Here is a 26,519-nt window from a genome sequence, read left to right on the forward strand (position 1 = left end):
GAATTTCCGGGATCGGGTCCGGGGCGCGCCAAGAAAGGCCCCGGACCCGTTACATGGTAGCCGATCGGGGGGTGGAAGTAAATCGGCGGACTGCCCGGTTCAGCGGGGTTCGAGGCGGATGAGCCTGCCGTCGTCCTCGTCGGTGAGCACGTAGATCAGCCCGTCCGGGCCCTGCCGGATGTCGCGGACACGGTGGCCCATGGGCAGGTCTTGATCGCCGAGGACCGCGCCGCTCTCGTCGAGCTCGATGAGCCGGATGGTCTCGCTGCGCAGGCCGCCCGCCAGGAGGTCGCCCTTGAAGGCCGGGAAGGCGTCGCCGGTGTAGACCATCAGCCCCGAGGGCGCGAACCGCCACTTCCAGACCACGGCCGGGTCGATCATGCCGGGCAGGGAGTGGTGGTCGGCCACGTCCATGGGCAGGGTGTACTCCTTGCTCCAGGACGCCTTGGGCCAGCCGTAGTTGCGTCCGGGCTCGATGCGGTTGATCTCGTCGCCGGTGCGGGCGCCGTGTTCGCTGACCCACAGGGTGGCGCGCAGGGGGTCATAGGCCATGCCCTGGATGTTGCGGTGGCCCATGGTGTACAGGCCGGGCGCGGCGGATCGGTCGGCAAAGGCCGGAGGATCGGCCGGGGTGCCGTCGTCCCGGAGGCGGATGAGCTTGCCCTGGTGCGAGGCCGGGTTCTGGGCCTGGTCGCGGGCGAGCATGCCGTCCACGCGCTGGGGCGGGTTGCCGCCGTCTCCCACGGACAGGACCAGGGTCTTGTCCGGCAGCCAGGCCAGGCGCGAGCCGAAGTGCTGGCCTCCGGACTTGGCCGGGGAGGCGGTGAAGAGCACCTCCGCGTCATGGAACCGGCCGCCGTCGAACCGGGCGCGGGCCAGGGCCGTGCGGTTGGCCGATTCCGTACCCGTGGCCAGGGTGAAGTAGACCAGCCTGTTGTCCTTGAAATCGGGGTGCAAGGCGATGTCCAAGAGCCCGCCCTGGCCGTATGCCAGGACATCGGGCGTGCCGGGCACGGTGGTCAGCCAGCCGTCCCTGAACAGGCGCACCCGACCGGGCCGTTCGGTGATCAGCAGGCCGCCGTCCGGCAGCCAGGCCATGGCCCAAGGGTGGTCGAGGCCGGTGAGCAGGGTGGTGGCCCGGACGTTTTCGACCGGGTCGGTCCTCTCGGGCGAGAAGTAGGGTTCGGCTCCGGCCCGCGCGGCCGCAAGCAGGAGCAGGACGATCGGGACGAAGAGCATATGTATATGTCTGCGCATGACGGCCTCCGTGGATGGTATGGTTCGCGCCGGTTCCGGAGAAGGGCGCGGGTCGTTGCATCATAGCATAAACCGGCGGACATGGACAGGAGGGGTAAGGTTTTGCGGACGGAGAGCCGAAAAGCCGTTGGCGGGCGCGGCCTGATTTTGGAAAAGAGTATCGTCTGATCGATTATTGTATTGCCACGGCCGTGAATGTGTGTTCTCAGTGTCGCAAAGGCTTTTCGAATAATCGCAGGCACCGTCTTGTTTCGGCCGCGGCCGGAGGGGGGGCTGCGTTACCCAGGGATCTTAAGGCATGCGTAGAATTCTCGATGGCGCCTTCTTTTTTGTCTTCCTGGCCTTGCTCATCGGCGCGGCGGGCGCGGCTTCCGCCGGGGCCAAACAGGTGGTCTACTGGCCCTATTTCAATCTCCCACCCCATTTCATCGTCAACGGCGACCGGCCGGAGGGCATGGGCATCGACGTGGCTCTCGAACTGCAAAAGGAGATGCCCGAGTACGAGCACGTCTTCATCCAGGCGAGCCCCCAGCGCATCTTCGAGGAGTTGCGCACCGGACGGGAGCGGTTCGTGGCGATTGGTCTGCTCAAGACCTCGGAGCGTGAGTCCTACGTCCTGTATTCCGATATCCCGTGCCGGGTGGCCTTCTCCATGCAGGTTGTCATGCGCCGCGATGAACTCGAGCGTCTGGCCCCGGACGGCAAAGCTTCCGTTGCCGCCCTGATCGCCGACAAGGAGTTGTCTCTCGGATACATCCCCGGCCTTAATTACGGTTCGCTCGCCCGGTGCATGGACCTGCGGACTTCCCGCGAGGGTGGGGTTCGCGCCGTCACGGCCCGCAATGTGGGGCAGCTATTGGAGATGCTGGCCGAGAAGCGGATCGACTGGTTCGTGCACGGCGGCCTGGGTATCTGGTACATAGCGGACGAGCAGGACATGCTGGACCGCATCGCCGTGGTCGATGCCTCGGAATGCCCGCCGACCCCGGTTTTCGGGTATCTGGCATGCCCGCGAACCGCGCAGGGGAAAGAGACCATGGAGCATATCAATCAGGCCATGGACCGCCTGGTGGAGTCCGGGCGGCTGTACAGCATCCTCAAGCGCTGGATCCCGGCCCGGTTCGACACGGCCTTCGACTGCGTCTATACCCGCAGCATGGCCCCGGGCAGGCATCCGGCAGGTTGTGGCGAGGCCTGCTGCGCGCCGGGGACTGCGCAGCAATAAACGCGGAACCGGCCGGACAGTCGCTGCCCGGCCGGGTTTCCTGCGGACCGGTCGGTCATTCCGAGAGGTCCCGCTTCATCTCTTCATATTGTTCCTTGGTTATCTCCCCGGCGGCGTAGCGCCGCTTGAGGATGTCCAGGGGCGTCTCCGCATGGCCCGCCGGGCCGTCGCCCGAGCTTTTCCTGAAGATCATGAAGGCGGCGGCGATCACGACCGCAAGAAGCAGGATCATGAACCACCCGCCAAAGGGCGAGTACATCATGTTCATGCCCCACGAGCCGCGCCCGCCGCCCCCGTTGTACATGGGTTGCTGTGCGGACAGGAGGAGGTAGGTTCCGTTCATGGCGTCTCCTTCGGGCGGTTATTGCGGAGCGCCGCCGTAGCCGTAACCGCCGTGATAACCGTGACCGCCCATCATGCCGGGCCCCATCATGCCGCCCATGTGCCCGCCGTGCATCATGCCCAGGCCGTAATAGGAGAAGCCCTTTTCACGCATGTCGATGAGCATGTTGATCCGGGTTTCGAAAACCTGGGCGGACAGGGCGCCTATCTCCTTGGACAGGGACCTTGCCTGAGCCGCATCGATCTTGTCCTGGGCCAGGACGGCGTTCAGTTGCGCCTGCTTGTTCCACATCTGCTCGGACAGCTTGGCGAACTGCGCTTGGTACTTGCCGACGATCTCCTGGTACGCCTTCCACTGTTCCTGCGTCATCTGGTAGCCGCCGCCGTAGCCGTAACCGTAGCCGGGGCCCCCGCCCATCATGCCGGGCCCCATCATGCCTCCGCCCATCATGCCGGAGCCGGGCCCCATGCCCATCTGGGCAAGGGCCGGGACAGCGAAGAGCAGCAAGAGCGCCAAAGACGCGATAGCGATGTTCCTGTTGATCATGGTAAAGCCTCCTAATGGGTTTTTAGGCAATAACCATAGCACATCGCATAGGAATATGCAGTACCATTTCCGGGAAATCGCCATTGCCGCCCGGATGGCCGGGCTGAAAACGGATAAACCCCCGGCATCCATGGGGATGTCGGGGGCCTTGTTTTTTGTGGTCGTGCCGTTGCGTTCTTGGTCGCCGGTGCCTAGCCCTGGGGCCTGGAGATGCCGACGGTGACGGTTTTGGCCTGGTGGCGGATGGTGTCGATGGGGCGGGTCATTTCCTCGATGGCCTTGTTCAGGATGGTCAGGATGTCGGCCAGGCGGGCCTCGGTGGCCTGGATGGCCCGGGCCTGGTTGACCAGCCAGAGCATGTAGTTGGCCAGGCTCGCGGCCACGCGGGCGGGCAGGGCCGAGTCCGTGGCGCCCGAGGCGATCCGCTCGTTGCATTCGTTCAGGGCGATGAGCAGCTTCTCGCGGTCGAAGGTGGCGGTGTCCTCGAGCATCGCGCCGATGAGCACGCGCGCCTTGCGGAACGGCTCGGCGTGGCCGTCGATGGCCTTGGCCGCGGACACGCCCCACCAGTGGCCGGCCACGGTCTCGAGCACGAAGTCCAGGCCGCCGCCCGCGCGGGGCACCTTGACCGTGGCCTCGGCCACCCGGTCGAAGCGGTCCTCGTCCTCGGCGCAGAACACGATGGGCGAGCCGTTGTGCGCCTTGAAGATCGTCGTCTCCTTGACCGTGTCCGTGACCACCATCTCCGGCAGGTCCGAGGCCATGACCAGGGTCAGGGGCTCGGTGGACAGGTCGATGTGCTTCTTGTCCTCCGTGACGTCGCATGGGATGGATTTATAACATAATTCCGACAGCTTGATGCGCACTTCCTGGGCCGCGACGCAGTTGGCGCCGTTGCCGACCAGGGCCCAATAGCGGTGCACGGGCGCGTATTTGCGGGCCACCTCGGCGATGGCTTCCTTGTTCTCCAGGACCTTGTCGATCTTCCCGGGCAGCCCTTCCAACGCCTCGATTTCCTTGAGGATGGAAGGCTTATCCATGGTCCCGAGGATGTCCGCCAGCCAGAGCGAGAGCAGCTTGCCCGCCGCGATCTGGGAGTAGAACGCCTTGGTCGAGGCCACGGCCATCTCCACGTCGCGGCCGTTGCTCGTGTAGATGTGCGAGTCCGATTTCTGGACCAGGGGCGAGTTGCGCCGGTTGACGATGCAGTTGACCCACGCGCCCCGGTCGCGGCACAGGTCCACCACCCGGTTCGTGTCCGTGGTCGTGCCCGACTGGGAGACCGGGATCAGGAACACGTCGTCCATGCGCTCGTCGCCCATGAACCCGATGAGCTCGCTTCCGGTGTAGGACTCGATGGCCATGCCGGTGTCGGCCAGGGTGCGGCGCAGCAGCCGGGCCACGGCCATGGCGGCCACGGCGGCCGTGCCCTGGCCCACGCAGATGATCCGGCGGATGGGCCGGGTCTTGTCCAGCAGCCGCTCCACCAGGGCCGGGCCGCGCCCGAACCCCTCGGGCAGGAACTCCACCGCGCCGTTTTTCTTGAGATATTTGCCGTGCAGGGTGTTGCGCACCGAGTCCGGGGCCTCGTGGATTTCCTTCTCGATGTAATGGGCGTACTCGCCCCGGAAGATGTCGCGCGAGAAGATTTCGATCCGCTCCTCGGCCAGCTCCACGGGCTCGCCGTTGTCCAGGTAGCGGGCCACCGGGATGGCGTCCGAGGGATCGGTGTCGCGCAGGACAACCGACACGCCGCCCTGGCGGTGCACGGCCACCGGGAAGGACGAGCGGGCGCGGGCGGCCATGCCGTAGGCCTCGCTGGCCACCAGCCAGCCGTCCCGGGTGCGGCCGATGTAGAACGACTGGCCCGAGCCCTTCTGGGCCAGGAATTGCGAGTCGAAGTCGTTCAGGTTCTGCATGACCACGGCCAGGGACCCCTCGCAGCGCCGGAGCACGTTGCGGAACCGCTCCTCGGCGTCGTCGCTCTCCTCCACGCCCAGGTGGAAGAGCACGGGCAGGATCTTGGCGTCGGTGGAGATGGCCGGCGGGATGTGCGCGCCCTTGGCCAGCACGGATTCCTCCACCAGGGTGCGGTAGTTGTCCACGTCGCCGTTGAGCACGAACATGGTCTTTTCCAGGCCCGTGGACATGTCGCCCTCGACCAGCCCATCGACAGGGTGGCAGTTGGGCACCGAGATGATCCCGTTGGACGCCCAGCGGGTGTGGGCGATGATGTTCAGGGTCTGCAGCCCCTTGGACATGGCCCACAACAGGTCGTCATGTTTGATGAATTCTCTGAGTGCCGCGCCGTTGTCCCCGAGCTGGCCGACCAGCTGGGCTACCTTGTACAGGAAGCGGCAGGCGGTCCGGCCGTCGCCGAGTTTGCGCACCAGCACCTGGCGGGTGTCGGCGTTGTTGATGGAGCTGCGGTCGGCCAGCTCGCGCTTCTGCGCGGCGGACAAAGCGGCCTCCGGGTCCACGCCCTCGGGCAGGACGAAGGCCAGGGCCACGCCCGCCGAGTCGCGGCCGCGCACCTCGAGCTTGTCGATGGACTGGAGCACCTGCTCGGCCCCCCAGGCCAGGAAATGCCGGTCGCGCGCGTCCGCGTCCTTGGCCAAATCCCCGGGCATGAGCGCCAGCGTCCGGTCCACGTTGACCAGCACCTCGCGCTCGATCTGCCACAGATAGTCGTCCAAGGCCTCGCGCAGCGACTCCAACTCGTCCGTGCGCGGCCCCTGCTCCAGCTTCACCGCCGCCGCATTGCGCAACGCCCGGATGGTGTCCCGAATGGACGACAACGCCCGCAGCGCCTCGCCGTCCCCCACCAGCCGCATGTGCAGCCCGAAGGACATCAAATCATAAAACCGCCCGGCCAACTCATCCAGCGGCCCGCTGGCCGCGAGGAGGTCCGGGGTCTCGCGCACGGCGGAGAAGGCGGTGTCGAGGGTGAGGAGCCAGCCGGTGTCCGGCGTTTCCAACCATTTTTTATTGCTTAAGAAACTGGCGATACCACACATGGCGGTCATATTCTCCTGGTGGATGGTTTCGATGTTGGGCGGCAGGGCGGCGCGGGAGGCCCTGTGCGCCGGCGTCCTGCTTGCGTACGTTGAATTACTGTACATGGAGAACCTTGGCAAGGGCGCGGTCGGGAGGGGGCAAGGCCGGAGCCGGAAATCTCGATGGATCGGGCGGTTCCGGATTGAGAAAGTGATTAGGGGAATCTTTTCAACATGTAGCGTGCATGATATAGGAGGGTCAAATCCTTTGCCTAAGCGTGGAGGAACATGGCCAAACAACGGGGTGCGGCTTGATGCCCGGCTGGATGCCTTTGCGGTCCGTCGCCACGGCCGGGGCGTTCCGGCCTCTGGTGGAGAGCGGGTTTCGGGGCACGGCGTCCATCTCCTCGGAGGTGGTCGGCGAGGCGGAGTCGAAGGGGCTGTCGGCCCTCGGCGGGGTGTCAGCGGTCATCCCGCCACCCTTGGCCTGCAAAGGATGAGGAACCATTGTGTTATTCCAATTGCGATACCCCGCCCTCTTATGGCATGATCGTGTCAATGGGGGAGGAGACAGTGTCCCATTTCAACACGGTATGCTTCTAAGGAGATGAGTGATGGCCAAGAAGATCCTCATAGTTGATGACGAGGTCCACATCAAAATGCTGCTCGAGCAGACGCTTGAGGAGCTTGAGGACGAGTTCGAAGTGGACCTGTATACGGCCTCGGACGGCGAGGAGGGACTGGAATTCATCCGGAGCAAACGCCCGGATCTGGTTTTTCTCGACATCATGATGCCCAAGATGAATGGCTACGAGGTCTGCCGCATCATCAAGGACGACGCGTCCCTCAAGGACGTGAAGATCATCCTGCTGACCGCCAAGGGACAGGAAGTGGACCGCAAGCAGGGACTGGAACTGGGGGCCATGATGTACATGACCAAGCCCTTTGATCCGGACGAAATCCTGCGCGTCTCCAAGGAGCTGCTCGAGCTGTAACCGGCCTTGATTCCGGACCGACCCCTTCGGCATGACACCTTTGAAAAAATACATCCGGCCCGGCGTATTGCGCAACCTTCTCCGCAAGGCTGCCGAAATGGTCGACGGCCGATGTTCCCTTGCCATCGGCTTCGAGGGCGAAGTCTCCATCGTGGAGGGTCCGGCCCCGGCCGGGGCGTTCGTCGAAGGCGCGCCCGGCGTGAGCAGCGTCCCCATCCGCTTCGACGATATCCACTCCGGTCGGCTGTTCCTGCTCGCCGATCAGCCCGGCGGTGGGGAAGCGTGTACCAGGCTTTTGAATTTCCTCTCCTATTCCATCCAGGAACTGGTGGACATGGAGTACGCCCGGCGGTCCATCGCCGAGGAGGCCCTGGCCAAATACCGCGAACTGGCCCTGTTCCACCGCTCGGTGCCGAACATCAACACCTCCCTGCACATGCGCGACGTGGTCAACGCGCTCATCGACGAGTGCCGTCTGGAGAACTACCCCGGCGAGCTGGGCATGATCTTCCTGCTGGAACCGGCACGCAAGGTCTTCCGCCTGGCCGTGCAGTTCGGCTTTCCCTTCGGCACCTATCTCCAGCCCATGGTGGACAGCGCCCTGTTCCAGGAAGTGGTCCGCTCGGGCCACGGCGAGATCGTCAACGATCTGGAAAAGGAGGTCCGCTGGGACAATGAGCTGCCCGGCCTGGGGTCCATGATCCTCATCCCCATCAACTCGCCCAACCGGTGCGAGGGCGTGCTCATCCTGGCCTCCAGGAACACCGGCATCTTCGAGGCCGCCCACCGGCGCAGCCTGACCACATTGGCCTCGGTGGCGGGCATCTCGGTGTCCAACGCCTTCAACTTCGAGGGCATCCAGAAGCTCATGGACTCCATCATGCAGGCCCTGGCCGAGGCCATCGACTCGCGGGACCCCTACACGGCGGGTCATTCCCAGCGCGTGGCCCATCTGGCCGTGGCCTTCGGGCACACCCTGAACGAGGCCGGGGGCCACCGGGGAAGGGTCTTCAGCGACGACGAGCTGCGCGAGATCTACTATGCGGGCATCCTCCACGACGTGGGCAAGATCGGCATCAAGGAGGACGTCCTGACCAAGCGCACCCGGCTGCCGGAGCGGCGCATGGACGTGGTCCGGGCGCGCTTCCAGCTCCTGGGCCAGTTCGACGGATTCGACTGGGGAGGGGCCTTCGAGCGGTTGTGCGACGTGAACAAGGCCATGGTCCCGGACGAGGCCGCCCTGGACTTTGTCCGCGATCTGGGGGCCAAAGTCATGCGCCGCAACGGAACCAGCCTGCGCTACCTCTACGACGACGAGTTGGAGAACCTGTTGCTGGCCTACGGCAACCTGACCAGGGAGGAGCGCAGGGAGATTCAGCGGCACCCGGCCGAGAGCGAGCGCATCCTCCAGCACATCCCCATGCAGGACGGCTACGGCGACCTGCTGACCATCATCCGCCAGCACCACGAGCGCATGGACGGCTCGGGCTATCCCGACGGGCTCAAGGGCGAGGACATCCTGCTCCAGAGCCGGTTGATGGCCATCGTGGACATCTACGACGCCGTCACCCAGGAGCGCCACTACAAGCCCGCCTACACCCGCAGCGAGGCCATGAAGATCCTCGGCAGGGAAGTGGAGGAGGGCAAGCTGGACAGTGAGCTGACCGACTTCTTCCTGAACAATATCGAGAATATCGAAATGCTTTCCGAACAGGTCAAGGTAACCAAGGCCACGCACCTGTCGGCCCTGGGCAACCTGTCCAGCCTCTGATTCTCACCCTCTGAAACGGATTCAGCGCACCGGGCGTCGGGCGATGGCGGACAGCGGCAGCTGCCCCTCGGCGAACAGCGCCTTGCAGAAGAGCGGCAGGTCGAGCCGCCACTTGCGGCGCAGTTCGGTCAGTTCGTGCAGGCCGAGCACGGGCATGGTCCGGTGGCCGGGTGCCGTGCGGATGAGCCTGACTTCGCACAAGGCCTCCTCGCGGGTGAATCCGGCGCAGTCCAGGATGTCCAGGCAGTGGTCCTGGTCCAGTCCGCCCACGGCCAGCTCGGTGTCGATGCGCGCCAGGGCCGCCCGCCTGAGTCCGCGCACATGCAGCACCAGCCGGTCCAGGTCGGTCTCCAGGTATTCCAGCTCGTCCAGCAGGTGTTCGGCAAAGGCCAGCCAGCCCGCCGTGAATACGGGGTTGGTCACCTGGCAGAGGCACGGGTCGCCCAGGGCCCGGCGCTGGGAGTCGAGCAGGTGGCGGCCGGGGTAGGTCTGGGCCGCGGCCAGGAAGGGAAATTCACGGCGCATGCGCGCCAGGTGGGCCGGGGTGTCGCGGAACCGGTTGCCGGAAAAGATGTGCGGGCTGACGTAGCAGCGCGACGGCTCGTTCTCCCAGGCCCCGAGCACGGGGTCGTGGTGGATGGGCCGCAGGGTGGAGGCCAGGTGCCGGGGCTGCGGGTCGATGCGCAGGCCGGAGTCGGCGAACACGCCGGCCAGGGGGCCTTCCTGGACAAAGGCGCGCAGCCGGTGGATTTCGCGGATGATCAGGTCCAGGGGAGCCAACCCGTCGGCGGACGGGCCCTCGTAGCCCTCGTACAATTCGCGCCAGGTGCCGCCGCCGATCTCGGCTTCAAGACGGTTCAGGGAGGCCAGCCGGGCGTCGAACTCTGCCTCGGCCAGGTCGCGCAGTTCTTCCACGGAGCGGTCCGTGCCCAGCACGTGCTCGGCGGTGTAGCGGAAGGAGGGGCCGTCCGGGTCCGGGATTTCGGGCCTGGAGGTGACGAAGCGGTCGTATTCGCGCAGGGCCGCCAGGGCGTCGGCCAGGAAGCGGGGCGCCTTGCCCGCCTTGCCCAGTTCCTGTCCGCCCAGCTCGGTCAGGTACCGGGCGCAGTCGCGGATCATGGTCTGGGAGGTGGACCGGCTGGCCGTGCTGGCGGCCTCGATGTTCTCGGTGGCGTGGGTCAGCATGGCGGGCACGGCCTTGAGTCGGCTGATGAACCGCTTCTGCCTCGCCCGGTCGTTCTTGGCGGGCAGGTCCACGGCCTGCTCCAGGCCGGTGAAGGCCACCTGCAGGTAGAGTTCCGGGGCGTGCTCCCAGGCGCGGTTGCCTTCCAGTTCGGCGATGACCCCGCCCGCGCTCATGGCCAGGGCCTGGGCCCGCGCCTTGTCGGCCGGGTCCGAGGCCTTGTCCGCCTCGGCCAGGAAATTCTTGCGGAAGGTGGCCAGCGCGGCCACGTGCCGTTCGATGGACCGTCCGGACAGGTCGTCGAGACGGTCCAGCCATTTGGAGGCGTCGGTCACGGGGGGCATGAGCGGGAAGGCGCCCGAGGCGCACATCACCGGATAGTGCTTGGCCAGATAGGCGAAGAACTTCTTGGCAACGGAGGATTTCATGGGGTTCTTTGCCTTTGGCTTTCGGACCTAGACGGCCTGCTCTTCGAGCAGTTTCAGGGCCCTGGGCGCGAGTTCGCCCAGTTCGGCCTTGGAGACCTGGGCGTCGGCGCCCACGGCGATGCCTTTGTGGTGCAGGGTTTCGGTGATGATGGAGGAGCAGAGGATGACCGGCAGGTGGCGCAGGTCTGTATCGTCCTTGATCCGCCGGGTCAGGGTGTGGCCGTCCATGGAGGGCATCTCCACGTCCGAGACCACCAGGTTGACGTAGTCCGCCAGGGGCCGTCCCTCGGACTTGGCCAGTCTCTTGATTCCCAGCAGGTATTGCAGGGCCTGCTCGCCGTTCTCCTCGGTGTGGACCTTGAATCCGGCCGAGGTCAGGATGTTGGCGATCATGTTGCGGGCCATGGTCGAGTCGTCGGCCAGGAGCACCCGGTACTTCCTCTGGGCGATGACCTCGCGGACCGTTTCCGTGGCCTCCAGGTCCGGCTCGCCGCCGGGGTTCAGGTCCATGCAGATCTTCTCCATGTCCAGGATGAAGGTGATCCTGCCGGATATCTTGACCACGCCGGTGATGGAGTTGACCGTCAGGGAGGAGACGTAGTTGGTCGGGGCCTCCACCTCCTGCCAGCCGATGCGGTGGATGCGGGTCACGCCCGAGACCAGGAAGGCGCTCTTGGTCCGGTTGAATTCGGTGACGATGACCTTGGGCGGTTCGGTCTCCGAGCGGCTCTTGCGCAGCCACCCGGCCAGGTCGATGAGCGGAATGATCTCGTTGCGCAGGTTGAAGGCCCCGAGCACGGACGGGTGGGCCGCTTCGGGCATCTCGGTCAGCTCGGGCATCTGGATGATCTCCAGCACCTTGGCCACGTTGATGCCGTAGTAACCCCGGTAGCCGCCGCCCGCGCGCGATTCGTCGAGATAGAATTCGACGATCTCGAGCTCGTTGGTGCCCGACTCCAGCAGGATCTTGGTTTCGCTCATGAACAGGTTTCTCCAGGGGCCGCTGCGGGCCCGGCGGTTGCGTGACCATGAACATATACAAGCGGTTTGCCGGGCGCAACCCCGGACACAGGCCAATATTCGGCGGATATTCCGCTATTCGCCGCCTATACCGTACTTTTTGATCTTGTGGCGAAGGGTCCGGCATCGCTGCCCATGCGCGCGGCCGGGGATTCCCGACTCTGATCGTTCAACGAGATGAAGCGTTGGAGACGGACGGCCCGCGAACGGCAAGCGGATGCAGCAATCGGGTTCAGGCGGCCTAGCGGACGCCGAAGGAGCGTGTCCGGGGCGTCCTAGAAGGTCCACCGCAGGGTGCCGGAGAAGGAGTGCTTGTTCAGATATTCGTCGTAGGCCCCGGCGTAGCCCAGGGTGAAGGCCATATCACCCTTGGTCAGGGTCATGCCCGTTTCGGCGGTCAGTCTGTTTTCGCCGGTCTCCGTGGTCACGTCGGCCGAGGCGCTCGCCAGCCGCTGACGCACGGTGAAGTCCGCGCCGGACAGCGTGTGGACCAGTCCGGCGCCGACGTAGGGCGTGAGGTCCACGCCTTGCACGTCGAAGGCGTCGTGGGTGGCGCGCATGCCCAGCACGGCCTCGGTGATGACCTCGTTCAGGGCGTCGTAGGCGACCGCGTTGACGGCCCCGCTTTCCTCGAAACCGCCGCGGTAGAGCCAGGACAGGTTCAATCCGGCCCGGGGAGCGATGGTCCAATGCTCGACCGGACGCCAGTCGTACACGGCCAGGAACTGGTTGGAGACCAGCCAGGAATCGTAGTCCGCCTCGGCGGTCTGGCCCAGGCCCGCCGCACGGCGGGAGTCGTGGTCGGTATAGGTGGCGGTCAGGATGTCGGTAAATTTCCAGTCGCCCATGCGGTAGCCGCCGTACACGCCGAGGGTATACAGGTACTGGTCCTCGTCGTCGCCGGTGCCGTAGGGATTGTCCGTGAAGGACAGGTCCACCGTGCCGTACCCGGCCATGGCCCCGAGCACCAGGTTGTCGCCGAAAACGCGGTCCACCCCGCCCTCGAACCCGGTCAACATGGCGTCATAACCGGCCGTGCGACCGTCCCTGACGCGGGAGAGGGCGGTGACAACCGGCTGTAGGTAGACGGACCAGGGTTTTTCATCGCTGCGGCTGTCGAACAGCCCGGACGTGGGCCCGTTGGAGGCGACCAGGAATTGCCCGTCGCCCTCGGCCTCGGCCAGCAGAGTCAGCCCGCGCGTACCGGCCACGTCCGCGAAGGCCCGGGCCGAGGCCAGGGTCGCGGTGGCCCCCAGGGCGGCGTTGTCGTCCGCCGGGGTGAACGTGGTGGTGGCCGTGACCGTGCCCGCTCCGGGATTGGTGTTCACGTTCAGGGTGAAGTCCGGGTTGATGCCGGTGGCGGTGTAGTCCGCTCCGGTGGTCAGGGTCCCGGCGGTCAGGACCGTGGTCGTGGTCCCCAGGTTCGCCGCCGAGGCGTCTATATACAGCGTGCCGTCAAGGGCGGCCGTGCCGGTGGCGGTCAGCCCGCTGGAGGTAGGCAGCGACAGGATGGCCCCTGAAGAAAGGTTGATATCCGTGACGGGGTTGGCGATCCCCCCGACCAGGTCGAGCTCGCCGCCGGTGACGTTCAGGGTGCCTATGGTGGCGGTGATGGGGTTGGAGACGGTCCAGGTGCCGGAGTCGGTTTTGCTCAGCGTGTCCCAGGTGCCGGTGACGTCAAAGTCGACGGTGCCTTGCCCGTCAAGGAAAAGGTCGGGGCTGCCGGCGGTGCCGTATACTTGGCCTCCGAGAATCCGCGTGCCGGTCTGGAGGTGGAGGTCGCCACCCTCGGCGTAGACGGCATAGGCCGTGCCGCCGCCTTGCGCCGCGGCCTTTATGGTGCCGGTGTTGTAGAGGAATGTACCTGATTTCATGAATGCGGCCTGGGCATCCCCCGACCCGTAGGCCATGGCCGACAACAGGGAGGCGTTGTGGAACTCGGCGTTCTGCGAAATGTAAGCGCCCTGCGCCAGCCCTGTACCGTATGTCATGGCTTCTATGGTGCCGGTGTTGTGTACGGTGTTGAGGTATGTCGCGGATCCAGAGGACAGGACTCCCAATGCAAAACCTCCGCCATAGGTTATGCTTGTAATTCTCCCGGAATTGTATGTGTCGAGATTGTGATAGGAATTGATTCCCTCTGTATAGCCGCTATAAGCGATGCAGGTCACTGTCCCGGAGTTGATCAGGGTCGATCTTTCGCCGGAAAGGTCCACCACGTGTATCCCCACGGCGTAATCGGCATCATAAGCGGTCAATGTGATGCGGCCCGAATTGACCGTGTAATTCTGGTCGCCCAAGTTGAATAGCCCTCTTAAGGTCATCGAGCCGGTGGTCACGCCCGAGATGCTTCCCCGGTTAATCATGGACACCATGTCCGCCGTTCCCTCATAGCGCATGGCGAAGAGCATATGACTGCCGCTTGGGATGGAGCCGGACAGGTCGATGGTACCCAGGTTGGTGATTCCCGCCGCGCCATCCACATGGACGCCTCCTTCCTGATACAGATTCCCGCCGCCGTAAGGGGTTGGACTCAGAGTCCAGGTGCCCTTCAGGGTCCCCGTGTTGGTGATGGTGCCGTTGCCGTCGATTATCCAAGTATTGCCATCCGTGAAGTCGTAGTTTTCCGCATTGGCAATGGCGGGCGGGGAGAGGAAAAGGACAATGAACATGGCCAGGACACATAGTCGGCGTGTTGATTCGGGTACCGGGAACGTCTTGGTTTTGGCAGGGGGCATGGTATCGTGTCTCGGTGCAAAGGGCGCGGAGTTCTGGGTGTCACAGGAGCCGCAGAGAGCAAATCATCAATGGATTGCCCATGCAGGCAAGTTTGCGGATTCGTCGCGTCAAACAACTGTTTTATACCGGAGCGAACATACCCGGAATGGATGTGACTGTCTATAATGGATGGGAATTTTATGAAAAGGCGGCGGCGTAGCGGCGGGGGGGACCGTCACGGCCGACCGGGGCCGGGGTTATGACTCCCCGGAACCGATGCCGTACTTTTTGATCTTGTAATGGATGGCCCGGCGGCTGATGCCCAGGCGGTCGGCGGCGTCCTTCTTGACCCCGCCCGCCGCCTCCAAGGCGCGGACGATGGTCTCCCGCTCGTTGTCCTCCAGGGACAGGCTGGTGCCGGAAGCGACCGGGGAATGGGCGGGCGGCGGCTCCAGCTGCAGGTCATCGGGTTCGATGACGTCCCCGCTACAGAAGACCAGGGCCGCTTCGAGCGCGTTTTCCAGTTCCCGGACGTTGCCCGGCCAGGGGTGGGATTCGAGCAGGCGCATGGCCTGTGCCGAGAGTTCGGCGCGGGGCCGCTGCTGGCGGGCGCAGAGCCTTGCCAGGAGCCCTTCGGCCAGGGCCGGGATGTCCTCGCGCCGCTCGCGCAGGGGCGGGATGGTCAGGGTGACCACCTTGAGGCGGTAGTAGAGGTCCTCGCGGAACGCGCCGTCCGCGACCATCTTCGGCAGGTCCGCGTTGGTGGCGGCCACCACCCGGCAGGACACGGACCGCTCATGGTTGTCGCCCACCCGGCGGATGGTCCCCTCCTGCAGGAAGCGCAGCAGCCGGGCCTGCATGTCCGGCGAGATGTTGCCGATCTCGTCCAGGAACAGGGTGCCGCCGTCCGCCTCCTCGATGAGCCCCTTCTTGTCCTTGACCGCGTGGGTGAAGGACCCCTTGACGTGGCCGAACAGTTCACTCTCGAGCAGGGTCGGCTGGGTGGAGCCGCAGTCCACGACCACGAACGGGCCGTCGGCGCGCGGGCTGCCCTCGTGCAGGATGCGCGCGGCCATCTCCTTGCCCGTGCCCGACTCGCCGAAGAGCAGGACCGTGGCCGTGGATTTGGCCACCCGGTCCAGCCGTTCCAGGAAACGGGCCATGGCCGGGGCCAGACCGCCGAGCAGGCCGCGCTCGGCCGGTCTGTTTCGGGGAGCCGGTTTCGCGGCGGACTTCGGAGCGGGGGAGCTTGCGGGACCGGCGGTTTCGCCGCGCGATTCGAGGCGGGCGCGGACCCGGCGGACCAGCTCCTTGCCGTCGAACGGCTTGGTCAGATAGTCGGCGGCCCCGTCCTGGATGGAGCCCACGGCGTCCGGGATGGTCCCGTGGGCCGTGAGCATGATGATCGGGACGTGCGGCCAGTTCTCCATGACCTCCTTGAGCAGCCCCCGGCCGCCCATGCCGGGCATCTTCACATCCGAGATGATCAGGTCCACGGGTTCGTCGGCCAGCATCTCCAGGGCGGTCTCGGCGCGGTCGGCCAAAAGCGGGCTCAAGCCCGCCGAGAGCAGGCGCGCCTCGAGCACCTCCAGGATGCTCTCGTCGTCGTCGACCACCAGGATGGTCGGGATGTCCGGTTTGCTCATGATTGTCCTCTTCAAGCGGTTGCGGGCAGGGTGAAACAGAAGGTGGAGCCTTGGCCCGGTTCGCTCTCGACCCAGATGCGCCCCGCATGGGCCAGGACGATGCGCCGGGAGATGGCCAGGCCCAGCCCGGCCCCGTCGATGGAGTCCCGCACGCCGGGCTCGCGGTAGTACTTGAGGAAGATGCGCTCGCGCTCGCCCTCCGGGATGCCCGGCCCGTTGTCGCGGACGCAAAAGAGCGCCTCGTCGCCGCTGCGCAGGGCGCTGACCCGGACCGTGCCGCCCTGGCCCGAGAACTTGACCGCGTTGCCCAGCAGGTTGGTCAGCACCTGGCTGATGTGCGCGGGGTCGGCGGTCACGGTCAAACCGGGCTCGACCTCGGCCTCGAGGGTCACGCCGGCTCCCCTGGCCGTGGGCGCGAGCCGCTCCAGAGCCGCTTCCACCAGCCCGGCCGCGTCCGCGCGCTGCGTGTTCAGTTCCAGTTCCCGGCTCTCCATGCGCGACACGGACAGCAGCCGGGAGAGCAGGTCGGACAACCGTTCGGATTCCTTTTCGGCGATGTCCAGGAACCGCTTCTGCCTTTCGTTGACCGCGCCGAAGGTCCCGGACCCGATGAGGTCCACGGCCTCGCGCACCGAGGTCAGCGGGGTGCGGATCTCGTGGGAGAGCATGGCGATGAAGTCGGCGCGCATGCGTTCCTCGCGCCGCAGCCGGGCGGCCATGGCGTTGAAGGCCAGGGCCAGCTCGCCCAGTTCGTCGTGCGACAGGATGCGCACGTCGCGGGGCGTGGCCCCGGTGCCCAGTTCGCGGATGCCCCGGCGCACCTCGCCCAGCGAGCGGTTCAGCGTCCAGGCCAGCAGCAGGCTGCCGCCCACGCCCACGACCAGGCAGAAGGCCAGGCCGTACATGCCCACGTTCGCCGCGTGGCGGCCTGCGTCGCGCAGGCTCGTCAGGCGCGCCTCGGTGTCGGCCTGGTTGTCCAGCAGGGACTGCTCCAGGATGTCGGTCCAGTCGCTGACCGTGTCGTCCGGGGTCAGGTTCTCGCCCGGGGTGTTGGCCGGGTCCAGGGTGATCTCGTATTCCGAGGTCAGCTCCTTCCACTCGGCCGCGTAGCGGGGGTGTTTCTCGATGGTCTTGTTCAGGATCTCGCCGAACCGGGTCAGATCCTCGACGATGAATCCCACGGCGGCCTGGTCGCCGCCCAGGATGCGGTAGCGGCGGATGTTGTTCTGCACGTTGTAGAGGCGCTCGAGCATGCGCTGGATGGCCGAGTCCAGGTCGTGGTTTTCGGTGACCATGAGCCCGGCGATCTCCGCGTCCTTGCGGACCTGCTGGAAGAGGTAGGCCGAGGTGGCGAAAAAGACCGCGATCAGGGCGCAGGCCCAGATGGTCAGCTTGGCGGCGATGGTCAGGTGGCGGGCCTCGGGCATGGCGCGAATCCTACTGCATTCTCGGAGGCGGGGCAAACCGCGGCAAGGCCGAAAAAAACCCGCCCGTCACGCCCAGGGCGCGGCGGGCAGGCCGGTGGGTCCGGGACGGTGGGATCAGCCCCGGATTTCAAAGGCGTCATAGACCTTGTCGTATTCGATGGAATTGCAGGATATGCCGCCCCGGTCCACGATGGGAGCCTCGGCCTTAAGGCGTTCGCGGAAGACGGCGAACTTGTCCACATCTCCCTGAAGCAGAATCTCGGCCTTGTGGTCGGCGATGTTGCGCACCCAGCCGGTCAGGCCGAGCTGCTGCGCGGCGCTCTGAACCCAGGACTGGAAGTTGCCGCCCGTGACCTTTCCTTCGACGACGCATGTGTAGCTCAGCATGGTTAACCTCCGATTTCGTGTTTCCGCTTTATCGATAATATACGGTAAAACCGGCAAGGTGAAAAGGGTGCGGGCAAAGAAAATGGGTCCCTTTGCGGTTGCCTGGCAGGGCCGTCTGGTGTACGGTGTCGTCCTGCTCTGAGCGCTTTGCATCCGTGAAGCGAGGATTCCCCATGCGCGTGTTGTTTTTCATTGTCGCTTTTTTGGCGATGATCGTCTTTTCGGCCCCGGCCTGGGCGTCGCTGCCCTATTACAATGCCGATCTGGGCTACACCATCTGGCTGCCCAAGAGCTGGACCGAGGCCCCGCCGGACGCCCTGCACACCCTGGAGCGGCCCTGCTGCGCCTTGCCCGTGCGGGGCATGGCCCCGAACTGGCGGGCGGGCTACGTCCACCCGGCAGGCGGCCGGACGTGCAGCCTCCTGGTGGAGGCCAAGCCCGGCCGGACCATGCGGGCCGCCGACATCTCCAACTTCAACAGCTTTCTGGTCCGCTCCCTGGCCCGGGCCATCCGCGAGGAGGTCCGGCTGCCCGGCGAGCCGGTGACGGTCTTCAAGGACGCCACCTATTTCCGGGACAAGAAGACCCTGCGCATCGAGACCGAGGTGGCGGGCAACGGCGAGAGGGTGCTCAGCCTGGCCTACATCGTCTACACCCGCAAGGGCATGCTGACCTTCACGGCCTTCGTGGACCCGGCCGACCGCGAGACGCGCCAGGCCGTGGACAAGGCCGTGCTCTCGGTCTACCTGGACGAGAGGCTGCGGCTCGCCGCCGAGCGTTGACGCGCCCAGACGGGCCGGATACCATCGGGCAAAACGGGAACGGATGGTTCCCGGTGCGCACTTTTTCGTGCGCACGATCCGCGCGGACCGGGGCGGTCGGCCGGAATTATTGTCGATTCCTGGCGGCACGCGCTTTGCTCCGTACGGGGTAGGAGGCCCGAGTGAAGAAGATTATCCTGACGGCAGTCGTCACTCTCTTGATGCTCTCACCGGCCTGGGCCGCGGATGTCCGCTTCCCGCCGGACCCTTTGCTCGTGGCCTCCAAACAGGATGACCGAAACAGGAACGGCAGGCGTGAGGACCGGGGCACGAACAAGCCGGGCACGGTCGTCATCAAGGGCAAGGGCGGCAAGGTCACCGGCGTGGAGCGGGAGCCGGACAGGCGGCCGCCCAGGAAGAAGTAGCCTGCGCCGGGCCACGCAAAAAGCCCCCGGAACCGATCGGTTCCGGGGGCTTTTTGCGCGCCGTGGGCGGGCTACTGGGCGGTGTCGCAGGTGGGGACCTGCGGGTCCATGCCGCTCTCGATAAGCTTGGTGCGGTACTCCTTGACCTCGTCCAGGGTGTTCCAGCCCTCGAACATCTCCAGCCATTCGCCGAACTCCATGAACGCCTCGTCCAGGTGGGGCTCGTGCATCTTCAGCCAGACGTTGAACAGGTACATCTCGACCTTGAACTTAGCGTCGTCAAAGACCTGGGGCAGGACCGAGGCCTCGTACTTCTGGCCGTCCAGGCGGGCGGCCACGAAGGTGCAGACGTTGTCCTGGGAGCGCTTGTAGTCGACCTCCGCGTTGTTGACCATGTCCGCGAACTGGAACAGGCCGGGGAAGTCGTCCTCGATCTTCTTCAGCTTGTCCTCCGGAATCTCGATCCACAGCTTGTCGTCCTTCTGGACCACGAAGTAAAAACGGAGCCACTGGTCGAACTGGAAGATTTCGATGGCATCCTTGATCGCATTCTTCACGCTGACGCTTCTGATCATTGCACCAATCCTTTGGAATTTGAGCTTGGAGTCGGGAATATGGACATCATACCGTTTGGAGTCAAGGGGAAATCGGGCGCGACAGGGGTAGACAAAGGGGATGCAGTTGTTATATGAAGTGCGGCTCGCAAGAAAGAAATGCCCTTACCGGGCCGAAATATCTAAGGAGACAATCATGGCACGCCACAAGAAGCACGAACGCAAGAAGGAACTGGACCGCAAGCGTCAACGCCGTCAGAAGGCCATCAAGGCCCGCATCAAGGAAGCCAAGGCCGCCAAGGCCTAGAGCCAGTCGTTCGCGTGCGCCGCGTTTGCGGCGGCGCATCGCGTCACCGGGCCGCCATCCGTGCGGCTCCGGGTTTCAGCCGCGCCCCGCATGAGGCGCCGAGAACATTCGCCTTTGCCCTCGAAGGAAAACGTTACGTCATGCCCATCTACGAGTATCAATGCCAATCCTGCCACGCCATTTTCGAGGAGTGGCAGTCCGATTTTCAGGATCACGAGTTTCCCTGCCCCGAGTGCGGTGGGGAATCCAAGAAACTTATTTCCCACTCCTCCTTCCATCTGAAGGGAGGCGGCTGGTACGCCGACGGCTACGGCGGAAAGAGTGCCGGGAACAAGCCCGGCGAGGCGCAGACGCCCGCCGGCGATGCCGGTTCCTCGACACCGGCCAAGCCGGAATCGGCCCCAGCCTCGACCTGTCCCGCCAAGGCGGACACGTCCAGCGCGGGGTCCGCGTCCTAGACACGCGCCAAAGGCAGCACCCGCTGCCTTTTTTTATGGGTTCGCGCCCTTGAGTTTTTACGGCACCGTTGCCATAGTATGCCGTTCGCGCGGCCGAACACCCCTAAAACGGAGAGAACAAGACGATGCTTGAACGGTATTCCCGTCCCGAGATGCGGGCGTTGTGGACCCTGGAGAACAAGTTCCGGGTCTGGCTGGAAGTGGAACTGGCGGTGGTCCGGGCCTGGACCGAAATGGGCGAGGTCCCGCGTGAGGCCTGCGACGAGATCCTCGAAAAGGCGGACTTCGACGTGGACCGCATCCTCGAGATCGAGGAGACCACCAAGCACGACGTCATCGCCTTTCTGTCCGCGGTGGAGGAGAAGGTCGGGCCTAGCTCCCGCTACATCCACCTGGGCTGCACCTCCTCGGACATCGTGGACACGGCCAACGGCCTGCTCCTGACCCGCGCCGGGGGGATCATCGCCGAAGGCATCGACCGCCTGCTCGAGGTCCTCAAGGGGCTGGCCTTCAAGCACAAGGGGCTGTTGTGCATGGGACGGACCCACGGCATCCACGCCGAGCCGACCACCTACGGCCTGAAGTTCACCGGGTTCTACGCCGAGTTCGTCCGGCACAAGGAACGCTTCGCCGCCGCCCTGGAGAACATCCGCGTGGGCAAGCTGTCCGGCGCGGTGGGCACCTTCGCCCACTCCGGCCCGGAGCTGGAAGAGCGCACCTGCGCCTTCCTGGGCCTGACGCCGGACCCGCACTCCACCCAGATCGTCCAGCGCGACCGCTACGCGCAGTATTTCACCGCCCTGGCCATGCTGGCCGGGGGCATCGAGCGCCTCGGCCTGGAGCTGCGGCATTTGCAGCGCACCGAGGTCTCCGAGGTGGAGGAGGGCTTCACCAAGGGCCAGAAGGGCTCCTCGGCCATGCCCCACAAGAAGAACCCCATCTCCGCCGAGAACCTCTGCGGCCTGTCCCGGGTCATCCGGGGCAACGCGGTGGCGTCCATGGAGAACCAGGCCCTGTGGCACGAGCGCGACATCTCCCACTCCTCGGTGGAGCGGGTCATCATGCCGGACTCCACCGCCCTGGTCGACTACATGCTCCACCGCATGGCGGGCGTGCTCGACCGGCTGGTGGTCAAGGAGGACGTCATTGAGCGCAACCTGCTGAGTTCGTTCGGTCTCTTCTACTCGCAGCGGGTCCTGAACAAGCTCATCAACACCGGGCTCAAGCGCCAGGAGGCGTACGAAATGGTCCAGAAGGTGGCCATGCGCTGCTGGGAAAACCGCGTCCAGTTCGAGGACGAGGTCCGTAACGACCCGGAAGTAAACAAGCATCTCGCTGCTAACGATCTTGACGAAGCTTTTGACCCTTCGTATTACAAACGGTATGAGGACGTGGTTTTCGACCGCGTTTTCGAGGGGAACTAGGATGACGGAACTCAAATCCAGGCTGGCCAAACTGCTGCTCAAGCTCTCCTACAAGGAGGGCGACTTCACGCTGACGTCGGGGAAGAAGAGCGACTATTATTTCGACTGCAAGCAGACGGCGCTGAACGCCGAGGGCGGCTACCTCATCGGGCGCCTGTTCGTCGAGATGCTCAAGGACTACGACGTGCAGGGCGTGGGCGGCATGACCCTGGGGGCGGACCCGCTGGTCACCTCGGTGACCGTGGTCTCCTTTCTGGAGGAACGCCCTCTGCCCGGTTTCATCATCCGCAAGAAATCCAAGGGTCACGGCACCAACCAGTATCTCGAAGGGCTGGCCAACTTCCAACAGGGCGACAAGGTCGTTCTGCTGGAGGACGTCTGCACCACCGGCGGCACGCTGATCACGGCGGCCGAGCGGGTGCGCGACGCCGGGCTCGAGATCGTCGGCGTCCTGGCCGTTCTGGACCGCGAAGAGGGCGGCCGGGAGCGGTTGAAGGAGGCGGGGCTCGAGCTCAACGCCATCTTCACCCGCCAGGAACTGCTGGCAGCGGGGAAGTAGGACTCGCCGGGGGAAGCGAGGTCCGGTTCGGGGGCAACCAGGAGCGGTAGTAAGAGTATATGCGGGTAGTATCCATCGTCCTGACAATCATCTTGTCCGCGACCACGGCCCTGGCCGGGGGCTGGACGCCGTTGCTCTCCTCCCATACCTACGGGCCGAAGCGGATCATCGCCGTGGACAAGGAAGCCCAGGAACTGATCGTCCTCGAACAGCAGTCTCCGCTGCACGAGGTGCGCCGCTTCCCCTGCACCACGGGCCAGTCCACGGGCGACAAGGCCGTGGAAGGCGACATGCGCACCCCCGAGGGCGTCTACTTCGTCGGCCACCGCATCAACCGCAAGCTGGACTGGGGGCTGTACGGCAACATCGCCTACTCCCTGAACTATCCCAACCCCATCGACCGCATCAAGGGCAAGACCGGGTCCGGCATCTGGCTGCACGGCCGGGGCAAGACCTTCCTGCCGCGCGACACGCTGGGCTGCGTGGCCCTCAAGGTCCCGGACATGAAGGACGTGGCCCTGGAGGCCTCCTACGGCACGCCGGTGGTCATCGCCGACGACGTCAACTGGTCGGCCGAGCCGGGCGAGAGCGAGGTCACGGCCCTGACCCTGGCCAAGACCCTTGAAGCGTGGGCACGCGACTGGGGCGCCAAGGACGACAAGTTTTTCTCCTACTATGACGGCCCCCTGCTGGAGCTGTCCGAGGGACTGGATTTCGAGGGGTTCGAGGAGCACAAGCGCAACATCTTCGCCTCCCAGCCCTGGATACAGGTCATGGTCGACAATGTCCGGGCCGTGCCCGGCCCCGGCTACTGGGTGACCTGGTTCGACCAGTACTACCGCACCAAGGGCATGGCCTCGACCACGGGCAAGCGGTTCTACTGGGTGCGGGACGACAAGGGCGCGTGGCGCATCGCCGGGCGCGAGTACGTTCCGGCTTCGGAACAGCTGGACGCCAAGTATCTGGCCTCCAAGGTGGGCGAGGCCAGGGCGATGGTCGAGCAGTGGCGCGCGGCCTGGCTCGCCGGGGACGCCGAGGCCTACAAGAAGTTTTACGAATCCGACGCGGATCAGGGCGGCCGCAAGGGTGCGGCGCGCATAGCCGAATATAAAAAGACATTGTGGGAGGAGAAGCCTCCTGTTAGGCTGGAGGTTGATGATCTGAAAGTCGCTTTGCATCCCATGGGGCTCAAGGTGGCCTTTGACCAGGAGTTCGCCGACGCCAGCGGCTACTCGGACCGGGGCCGCAAAACCCTGATTCTGGTGCCCGAGGGCGACACCTGGAAAATCGACAGTGAGCAGTGGAGACGGATGAGATGAGCGATTCAAAATACAGCGTGCTCTTCATGCGCGACGACCGGGACGTGAGCCGGTATCGCCTCAGCCCGTTCTGGTTGAAGATGTTCGTCTTCAGCCAGGTCTTCCTCCTGCTCTGCGCCGCAGGCGGCATCTACATGGGCGTGCGCGGCTTCCGCGTCAACGCCGCCCTCCACTCCGAGAAAAAGGCGCTGGAACAGCGGCTGGTGGACGCCGAGGTCCGCCTGGAGCGGCTGGGCAACATGGAGAAGATCCTCGAGTCCTACGACCCGGCCGAGTTGCAGTCCCTGCTGTCCGCGGCCACGACCGAGGTCGAGCAGCAGCCCGCGCCGAGCGAAGAGATCAACCTGAACAAGATATTCACCCGCACCGACACCCGCCAGGTGGGCGTGGAGAACATGCAGGCCAAGCTGACCGGGCGCAAGCTGACCGTCTCCTTCGAACTGAACAACCTGCAGGCGGCCAAATCCATGGCCGGGCAGGCGGACTTCATCTACCTGACCAAGGGCGGGCAGGCCGAGGACGCCGAGACCAACAAGGACGACCTGTCGTTCCAGATTCAACGTTTCAAGCGCATCCGGACCACCTTCCTCCTGCCCGAGGGCATGGAGCGCAAGGACCTCTTCGGGCTGCGTCTTGAAATCAAGGGAAAGGATGGCGATGTCATTTTTGCCGAGACGTATCCCTTCTATCACATTCTGGCTTCTTAGCCTGATCCTGCTCGCCGCGGCTTCCCCCGCCCTTGCCGGGTCGTGGGAGCATTCCTTTTTCGCGGGCACCCAATATCCGCTCCGGGTGGTCTACCTGCAGGGCCGACAGCCCGGCCCCACGGTCATGGTCCAGGGCGGCATCCAGGGCGACGAGTCCGCGGGCTACATCACGGCCCAGCTGCTGTCCAAGGGCAAGGTCCTGCGCGGCAACCTGATCGTCCTGCCGCGCGCCAACGTGCCGTCCATCAATCTGTGCAAGCGCCAGATCAACGTGGACATGAACCGGCGCTTCGACCAGAACTACAACAGGTTCTACGAGGACCGCGTGGCCCGGGTCATCCGTTTTTTGCTCAACCAGGCGGACGCCTTCATCCATCTGCATGAGGGCAGCGGGTTCTACAATCCGACCTACGTGGACAACCTGCGCAACCCCAAGCGGTACGGACAGTCCATCATCGTGGACACCCTGGTCTACAACCAGATCGACCTGGCCCGGACCGTGAACCCGGTCCTGGACGAGCTCAACGATCACATCGGCATGAGCGACTACAAGTTCCGGCTGTTCAATACCCGGACCTTCGACCAGGGGACCAGCTATCCCGAGATGCGCAAGTCCCTGACCTGCTACGCCCTGGCCGAGCACAACATCCCGGCCATGGCCGTGGAGGTCTCCAAGTCCATCCGCCAGATCGACTGGAAGGTCCGCCAGCAGCTGACCGCCACGCGCATGCTCCTGCACCGTCTCGGCGTGGAGGTCACTCCGCCCGAGTTCACGGACGAGGACGTCCGGGCCTACGCCCGCACCGGGATCAAGGTCACGGTCAACGGCCGCACGCTCGGCAGCGACGGGGTCATCAATCTGGTCCCGGGCACGACCCTGGCGGTCAAGTCCGTGTCCTCGGGCCCGAGCGAATTTTCTCCGGAGCTGGCCCTGTTCGCCTCGGACAGGCCCGGCGTGAACCTGATCAACGCCCGGCGCATGGTCCTGGAGCCGTTCTCGGAACTGGAGCTGCGCTCGGACGGCAGCAAGGTGGCCGAGACCAAGGTTCGCTGGTCCGGCAAGCTGCCCAACGCGCCGGGCGACGACACCCCGGTGTTTGTCTGCTGGCTCAACGGCAATCCGGTCTTCGTGCGCGACGGCGAGACCCTGAACGCGGTGCTCGGCGACCAGCTCATCCTCGAGGGCCTGTGGGGCAGCGATCTCAAGGAAGTCATCAATCTCAAGGGGTTCGTGGCCATTCCCTGGGCCAACAACGGCCAGGACCTGGGCTGGGAGATCATCCTGGACCCGGACAACTTTCTGTCCCGCTACGCGCTGAGATCCGACCAGCCCGGCTCCACACGGTTCAAGGTGGTCCGCGAGACGCCCGGCGCGCCCGAGGCGAGCTTTTACGTGGACATCCGGCCGCGCACGGTCCTGGCCCTGCGGCTGGGCGACAAGCACGGCCAGAACCTGCTCATTCCTTGGAACGCGGGCGGCAGCTACCGTCTGCCCGAGGGCGAGTACGTGTTCGAGTCCGCCTGGAGCAACGGCCCGGACGACAAGCTGGTGGCCACGGCCGGGGACAGGCCGCTCAACGAGGGGCAGTCCTTCAAGGTGGACTACGGCTCTCCGCTCAAGCTGACCGTGCGCCAGGCGACCACCTTCGGGGACATCGGGACCATGACCTTCACCGCCGGCGGCCTGGCCAGCCGGTAAAGGCCCGGTCCGCGCCGCCAGGCATGCGACAAGCCCCCGTCCGGATACGTCCGGGCGGGGGCTTGTCGCGTGCGGCGCACGGCGCGTTTACATGAGCAGGCCGACCAGGGCCAGGGGCAATCCCAGACAGAGAAGCACGGCTGCGAACACCGGAGCCCCGTACAGGAGCAGCAACCCCCCGGCGGCGACCAGCGCGGTTCCGCAGGTCACGGCCAGGCGCGGGGACAGGGGCAGGGTCCGTTTGAGGGCGTCGTCGGGCCGGGCCAGCAGGCGGCCGCAGCGGCGGCATCGGGGTGTTTGCGGGCGGACTTCCGCGCCGCAGACGGGGCACTTCATGGACAGGTGGTTACCATGGTTGTTGGAT

General features: G+C 65.2%; 23 protein-coding genes. 11 read left to right on the plus strand and 12 right to left on the minus strand.

Features of this window, described 5'->3' with window-relative positions:
- Window positions 1-99 precede the first annotated feature (99 nt).
- Entirely contained in the window at window positions 100-1,257 is a 1,158-nt protein-coding gene (locus ACR42D_RS03695) for a PQQ-dependent sugar dehydrogenase (protein ID WP_484565517.1), read from the minus strand.
- 298 nt (window positions 1,258-1,555) lie between these two features.
- Between ACR42D_RS03695 and ACR42D_RS03700 the strand changes: the two genes are divergently transcribed.
- Entirely contained in the window at window positions 1,556-2,482 is a 927-nt protein-coding gene (locus ACR42D_RS03700) for a transporter substrate-binding domain-containing protein (RefSeq protein ID WP_484565518.1), read from the plus strand.
- A 55-nt stretch (window positions 2,483-2,537) separates the two neighbouring features.
- On the opposite strand, the gene ACR42D_RS03705 is transcribed toward ACR42D_RS03700, so the two are convergent.
- From ACR42D_RS03705 to ACR42D_RS03715, 3 genes are all read right to left on the minus strand, one after another.
- Window positions 2,538-2,825, minus strand: coding sequence for an SHOCT domain-containing protein (locus ACR42D_RS03705; protein ID WP_484565519.1), 288 nt, complete (start codon window positions 2,823-2,825; stop codon window positions 2,538-2,540).
- Window positions 2,826-2,843: 18 nt separating this feature from the next.
- Window positions 2,844-3,371, minus strand: a complete 528-nt coding sequence (locus tag ACR42D_RS03710; protein WP_484565520.1) for a periplasmic heavy metal sensor — start codon at window positions 3,369-3,371, stop codon at window positions 2,844-2,846.
- 191 nt (window positions 3,372-3,562) lie between these two features.
- The gene (locus ACR42D_RS03715) at window positions 3,563-6,397 is read right to left on the minus strand and encodes an SIS domain-containing protein (protein ID WP_484565521.1); all 2,835 of its coding nucleotides are present in this window, start codon (window positions 6,395-6,397) and stop codon (window positions 3,563-3,565) included.
- Between the two features lie 584 nt (window positions 6,398-6,981).
- On the opposite strand from ACR42D_RS03715, the gene ACR42D_RS03720 reads away from it, so the two are divergent.
- Together ACR42D_RS03720 and ACR42D_RS03725 are read left to right on the plus strand one after the other, a co-directional pair.
- Window positions 6,982-7,362, plus strand: coding sequence for a response regulator transcription factor (locus ACR42D_RS03720; protein WP_071546118.1), 381 nt, complete (start codon window positions 6,982-6,984; stop codon window positions 7,360-7,362).
- A gap of 31 nt (window positions 7,363-7,393) precedes the next feature.
- Window positions 7,394-9,133 carry an HD-GYP domain-containing protein gene (locus ACR42D_RS03725; RefSeq protein WP_484565522.1) on the plus strand — a complete coding sequence of 580 codons (1,740 nt, stop codon included), beginning with the start codon at window positions 7,394-7,396 and terminating at the stop codon, window positions 9,131-9,133.
- A gap of 21 nt (window positions 9,134-9,154) precedes the next feature.
- Here the strand turns inward: ACR42D_RS03725 and ACR42D_RS03730 are convergent, their stop codons facing one another.
- The 6 genes from ACR42D_RS03730 to ACR42D_RS03755 form a co-directional block, all read right to left on the minus strand.
- The gene (locus tag ACR42D_RS03730) at window positions 9,155-10,744 is read right to left on the minus strand and encodes a DUF885 family protein (protein ID WP_484565523.1); all 1,590 of its coding nucleotides are present in this window, start codon (window positions 10,742-10,744) and stop codon (window positions 9,155-9,157) included.
- A 27-nt stretch (window positions 10,745-10,771) separates the two neighbouring features.
- A complete protein-coding gene (locus ACR42D_RS03735) occupies window positions 10,772-11,725 on the minus strand; it encodes a chemotaxis protein (RefSeq protein ID WP_484565524.1) in 954 nt (317 codons plus the stop codon).
- A 314-nt stretch (window positions 11,726-12,039) separates the two neighbouring features.
- Window positions 12,040-14,436: an autotransporter family protein gene (locus tag ACR42D_RS03740; protein ID WP_484565525.1), complete on the minus strand. Its 2,397-nt coding sequence runs from the start codon at window positions 14,434-14,436 to the stop codon at window positions 12,040-12,042.
- A gap of 303 nt (window positions 14,437-14,739) precedes the next feature.
- Window positions 14,740-16,128: a sigma-54-dependent transcriptional regulator gene (locus ACR42D_RS03745; RefSeq protein WP_484565526.1), complete on the minus strand. Its 1,389-nt coding sequence runs from the start codon at window positions 16,126-16,128 to the stop codon at window positions 14,740-14,742.
- 11 nt (window positions 16,129-16,139) lie between these two features.
- Entirely contained in the window at window positions 16,140-17,555 is a 1,416-nt protein-coding gene (locus ACR42D_RS03750; protein WP_484565527.1) for a HAMP domain-containing sensor histidine kinase, read from the minus strand.
- Window positions 17,556-17,669: 114 nt separating this feature from the next.
- On the minus strand, window positions 17,670-17,942 hold the full coding sequence (locus tag ACR42D_RS03755; protein WP_484565528.1) for an acylphosphatase: 273 nt from the start codon (window positions 17,940-17,942) through the stop codon (window positions 17,670-17,672).
- Window positions 17,943-18,115: 173 nt separating this feature from the next.
- Here ACR42D_RS03755 and ACR42D_RS03760 point away from each other — a divergent pair, with 173 nt between their 5' ends.
- Both ACR42D_RS03760 and ACR42D_RS03765 read left to right on the plus strand, forming a co-directional pair.
- Window positions 18,116-18,724: a hypothetical protein gene (locus tag ACR42D_RS03760; RefSeq protein WP_484565529.1), complete on the plus strand. Its 609-nt coding sequence runs from the start codon at window positions 18,116-18,118 to the stop codon at window positions 18,722-18,724.
- A gap of 161 nt (window positions 18,725-18,885) precedes the next feature.
- Window positions 18,886-19,128, plus strand: a complete 243-nt coding sequence (locus ACR42D_RS03765) for a hypothetical protein (protein ID WP_484565530.1) — start codon at window positions 18,886-18,888, stop codon at window positions 19,126-19,128.
- Between the two features lie 71 nt (window positions 19,129-19,199).
- Here the strand turns inward: ACR42D_RS03765 and ACR42D_RS03770 are convergent, their stop codons facing one another.
- Entirely contained in the window at window positions 19,200-19,703 is a 504-nt protein-coding gene (locus ACR42D_RS03770; RefSeq protein WP_484565531.1) for a hypothetical protein, read from the minus strand.
- Window positions 19,704-20,129: 426 nt separating this feature from the next.
- On the opposite strand from ACR42D_RS03770, the gene ACR42D_RS03775 reads away from it, so the two are divergent.
- From ACR42D_RS03775 to ACR42D_RS03800, 6 genes are all read left to right on the plus strand, one after another.
- On the plus strand, window positions 20,130-20,447 hold the full coding sequence (locus tag ACR42D_RS03775) for an FmdB family zinc ribbon protein (protein ID WP_484565532.1): 318 nt from the start codon (window positions 20,130-20,132) through the stop codon (window positions 20,445-20,447).
- 125 nt (window positions 20,448-20,572) lie between these two features.
- On the plus strand, window positions 20,573-21,871 hold the full coding sequence (purB, locus tag ACR42D_RS03780; RefSeq protein ID WP_484565533.1) for an adenylosuccinate lyase: 1,299 nt from the start codon (window positions 20,573-20,575) through the stop codon (window positions 21,869-21,871).
- A gap of 1 nt (window position 21,872) precedes the next feature.
- Window positions 21,873-22,430, plus strand: a complete 558-nt coding sequence (pyrE, locus tag ACR42D_RS03785; protein ID WP_484565534.1) for an orotate phosphoribosyltransferase — start codon at window positions 21,873-21,875, stop codon at window positions 22,428-22,430.
- Window positions 22,431-22,489: 59 nt separating this feature from the next.
- Window positions 22,490-23,749, plus strand: coding sequence for a L,D-transpeptidase family protein (locus tag ACR42D_RS03790; RefSeq protein ID WP_484565535.1), 1,260 nt, complete (start codon window positions 22,490-22,492; stop codon window positions 23,747-23,749).
- Window positions 23,746-24,456, plus strand: a complete 711-nt coding sequence (locus ACR42D_RS03795) for a hypothetical protein (RefSeq protein ID WP_484565536.1) — start codon at window positions 23,746-23,748, stop codon at window positions 24,454-24,456. The genes ACR42D_RS03790 and ACR42D_RS03795 overlap by 4 nt, the downstream gene beginning before the upstream one ends.
- Window positions 24,407-26,155, plus strand: coding sequence for a M14/M99 family metallopeptidase (locus ACR42D_RS03800; RefSeq protein WP_484565537.1), 1,749 nt, complete (start codon window positions 24,407-24,409; stop codon window positions 26,153-26,155). Before ACR42D_RS03795 ends, ACR42D_RS03800 begins: the two co-directional genes overlap by 50 nt.
- Before the next feature lie 87 nt (window positions 26,156-26,242).
- On the opposite strand, the gene ACR42D_RS03805 is transcribed toward ACR42D_RS03800, so the two are convergent.
- A complete protein-coding gene (locus tag ACR42D_RS03805; protein WP_484565538.1) occupies window positions 26,243-26,491 on the minus strand; it encodes a hypothetical protein in 249 nt (82 codons plus the stop codon).
- Between the last annotated feature and the right edge of the window lie 28 nt (window positions 26,492-26,519).

The sequence above is a fragment of the Pseudodesulfovibrio sp. lm2024 genome (genome assembly GCF_051175575.1).
Classification (GTDB): Bacteria; Desulfobacterota; Desulfovibrionia; order Desulfovibrionales; family Desulfovibrionaceae; genus Pseudodesulfovibrio; species Pseudodesulfovibrio caledoniensis.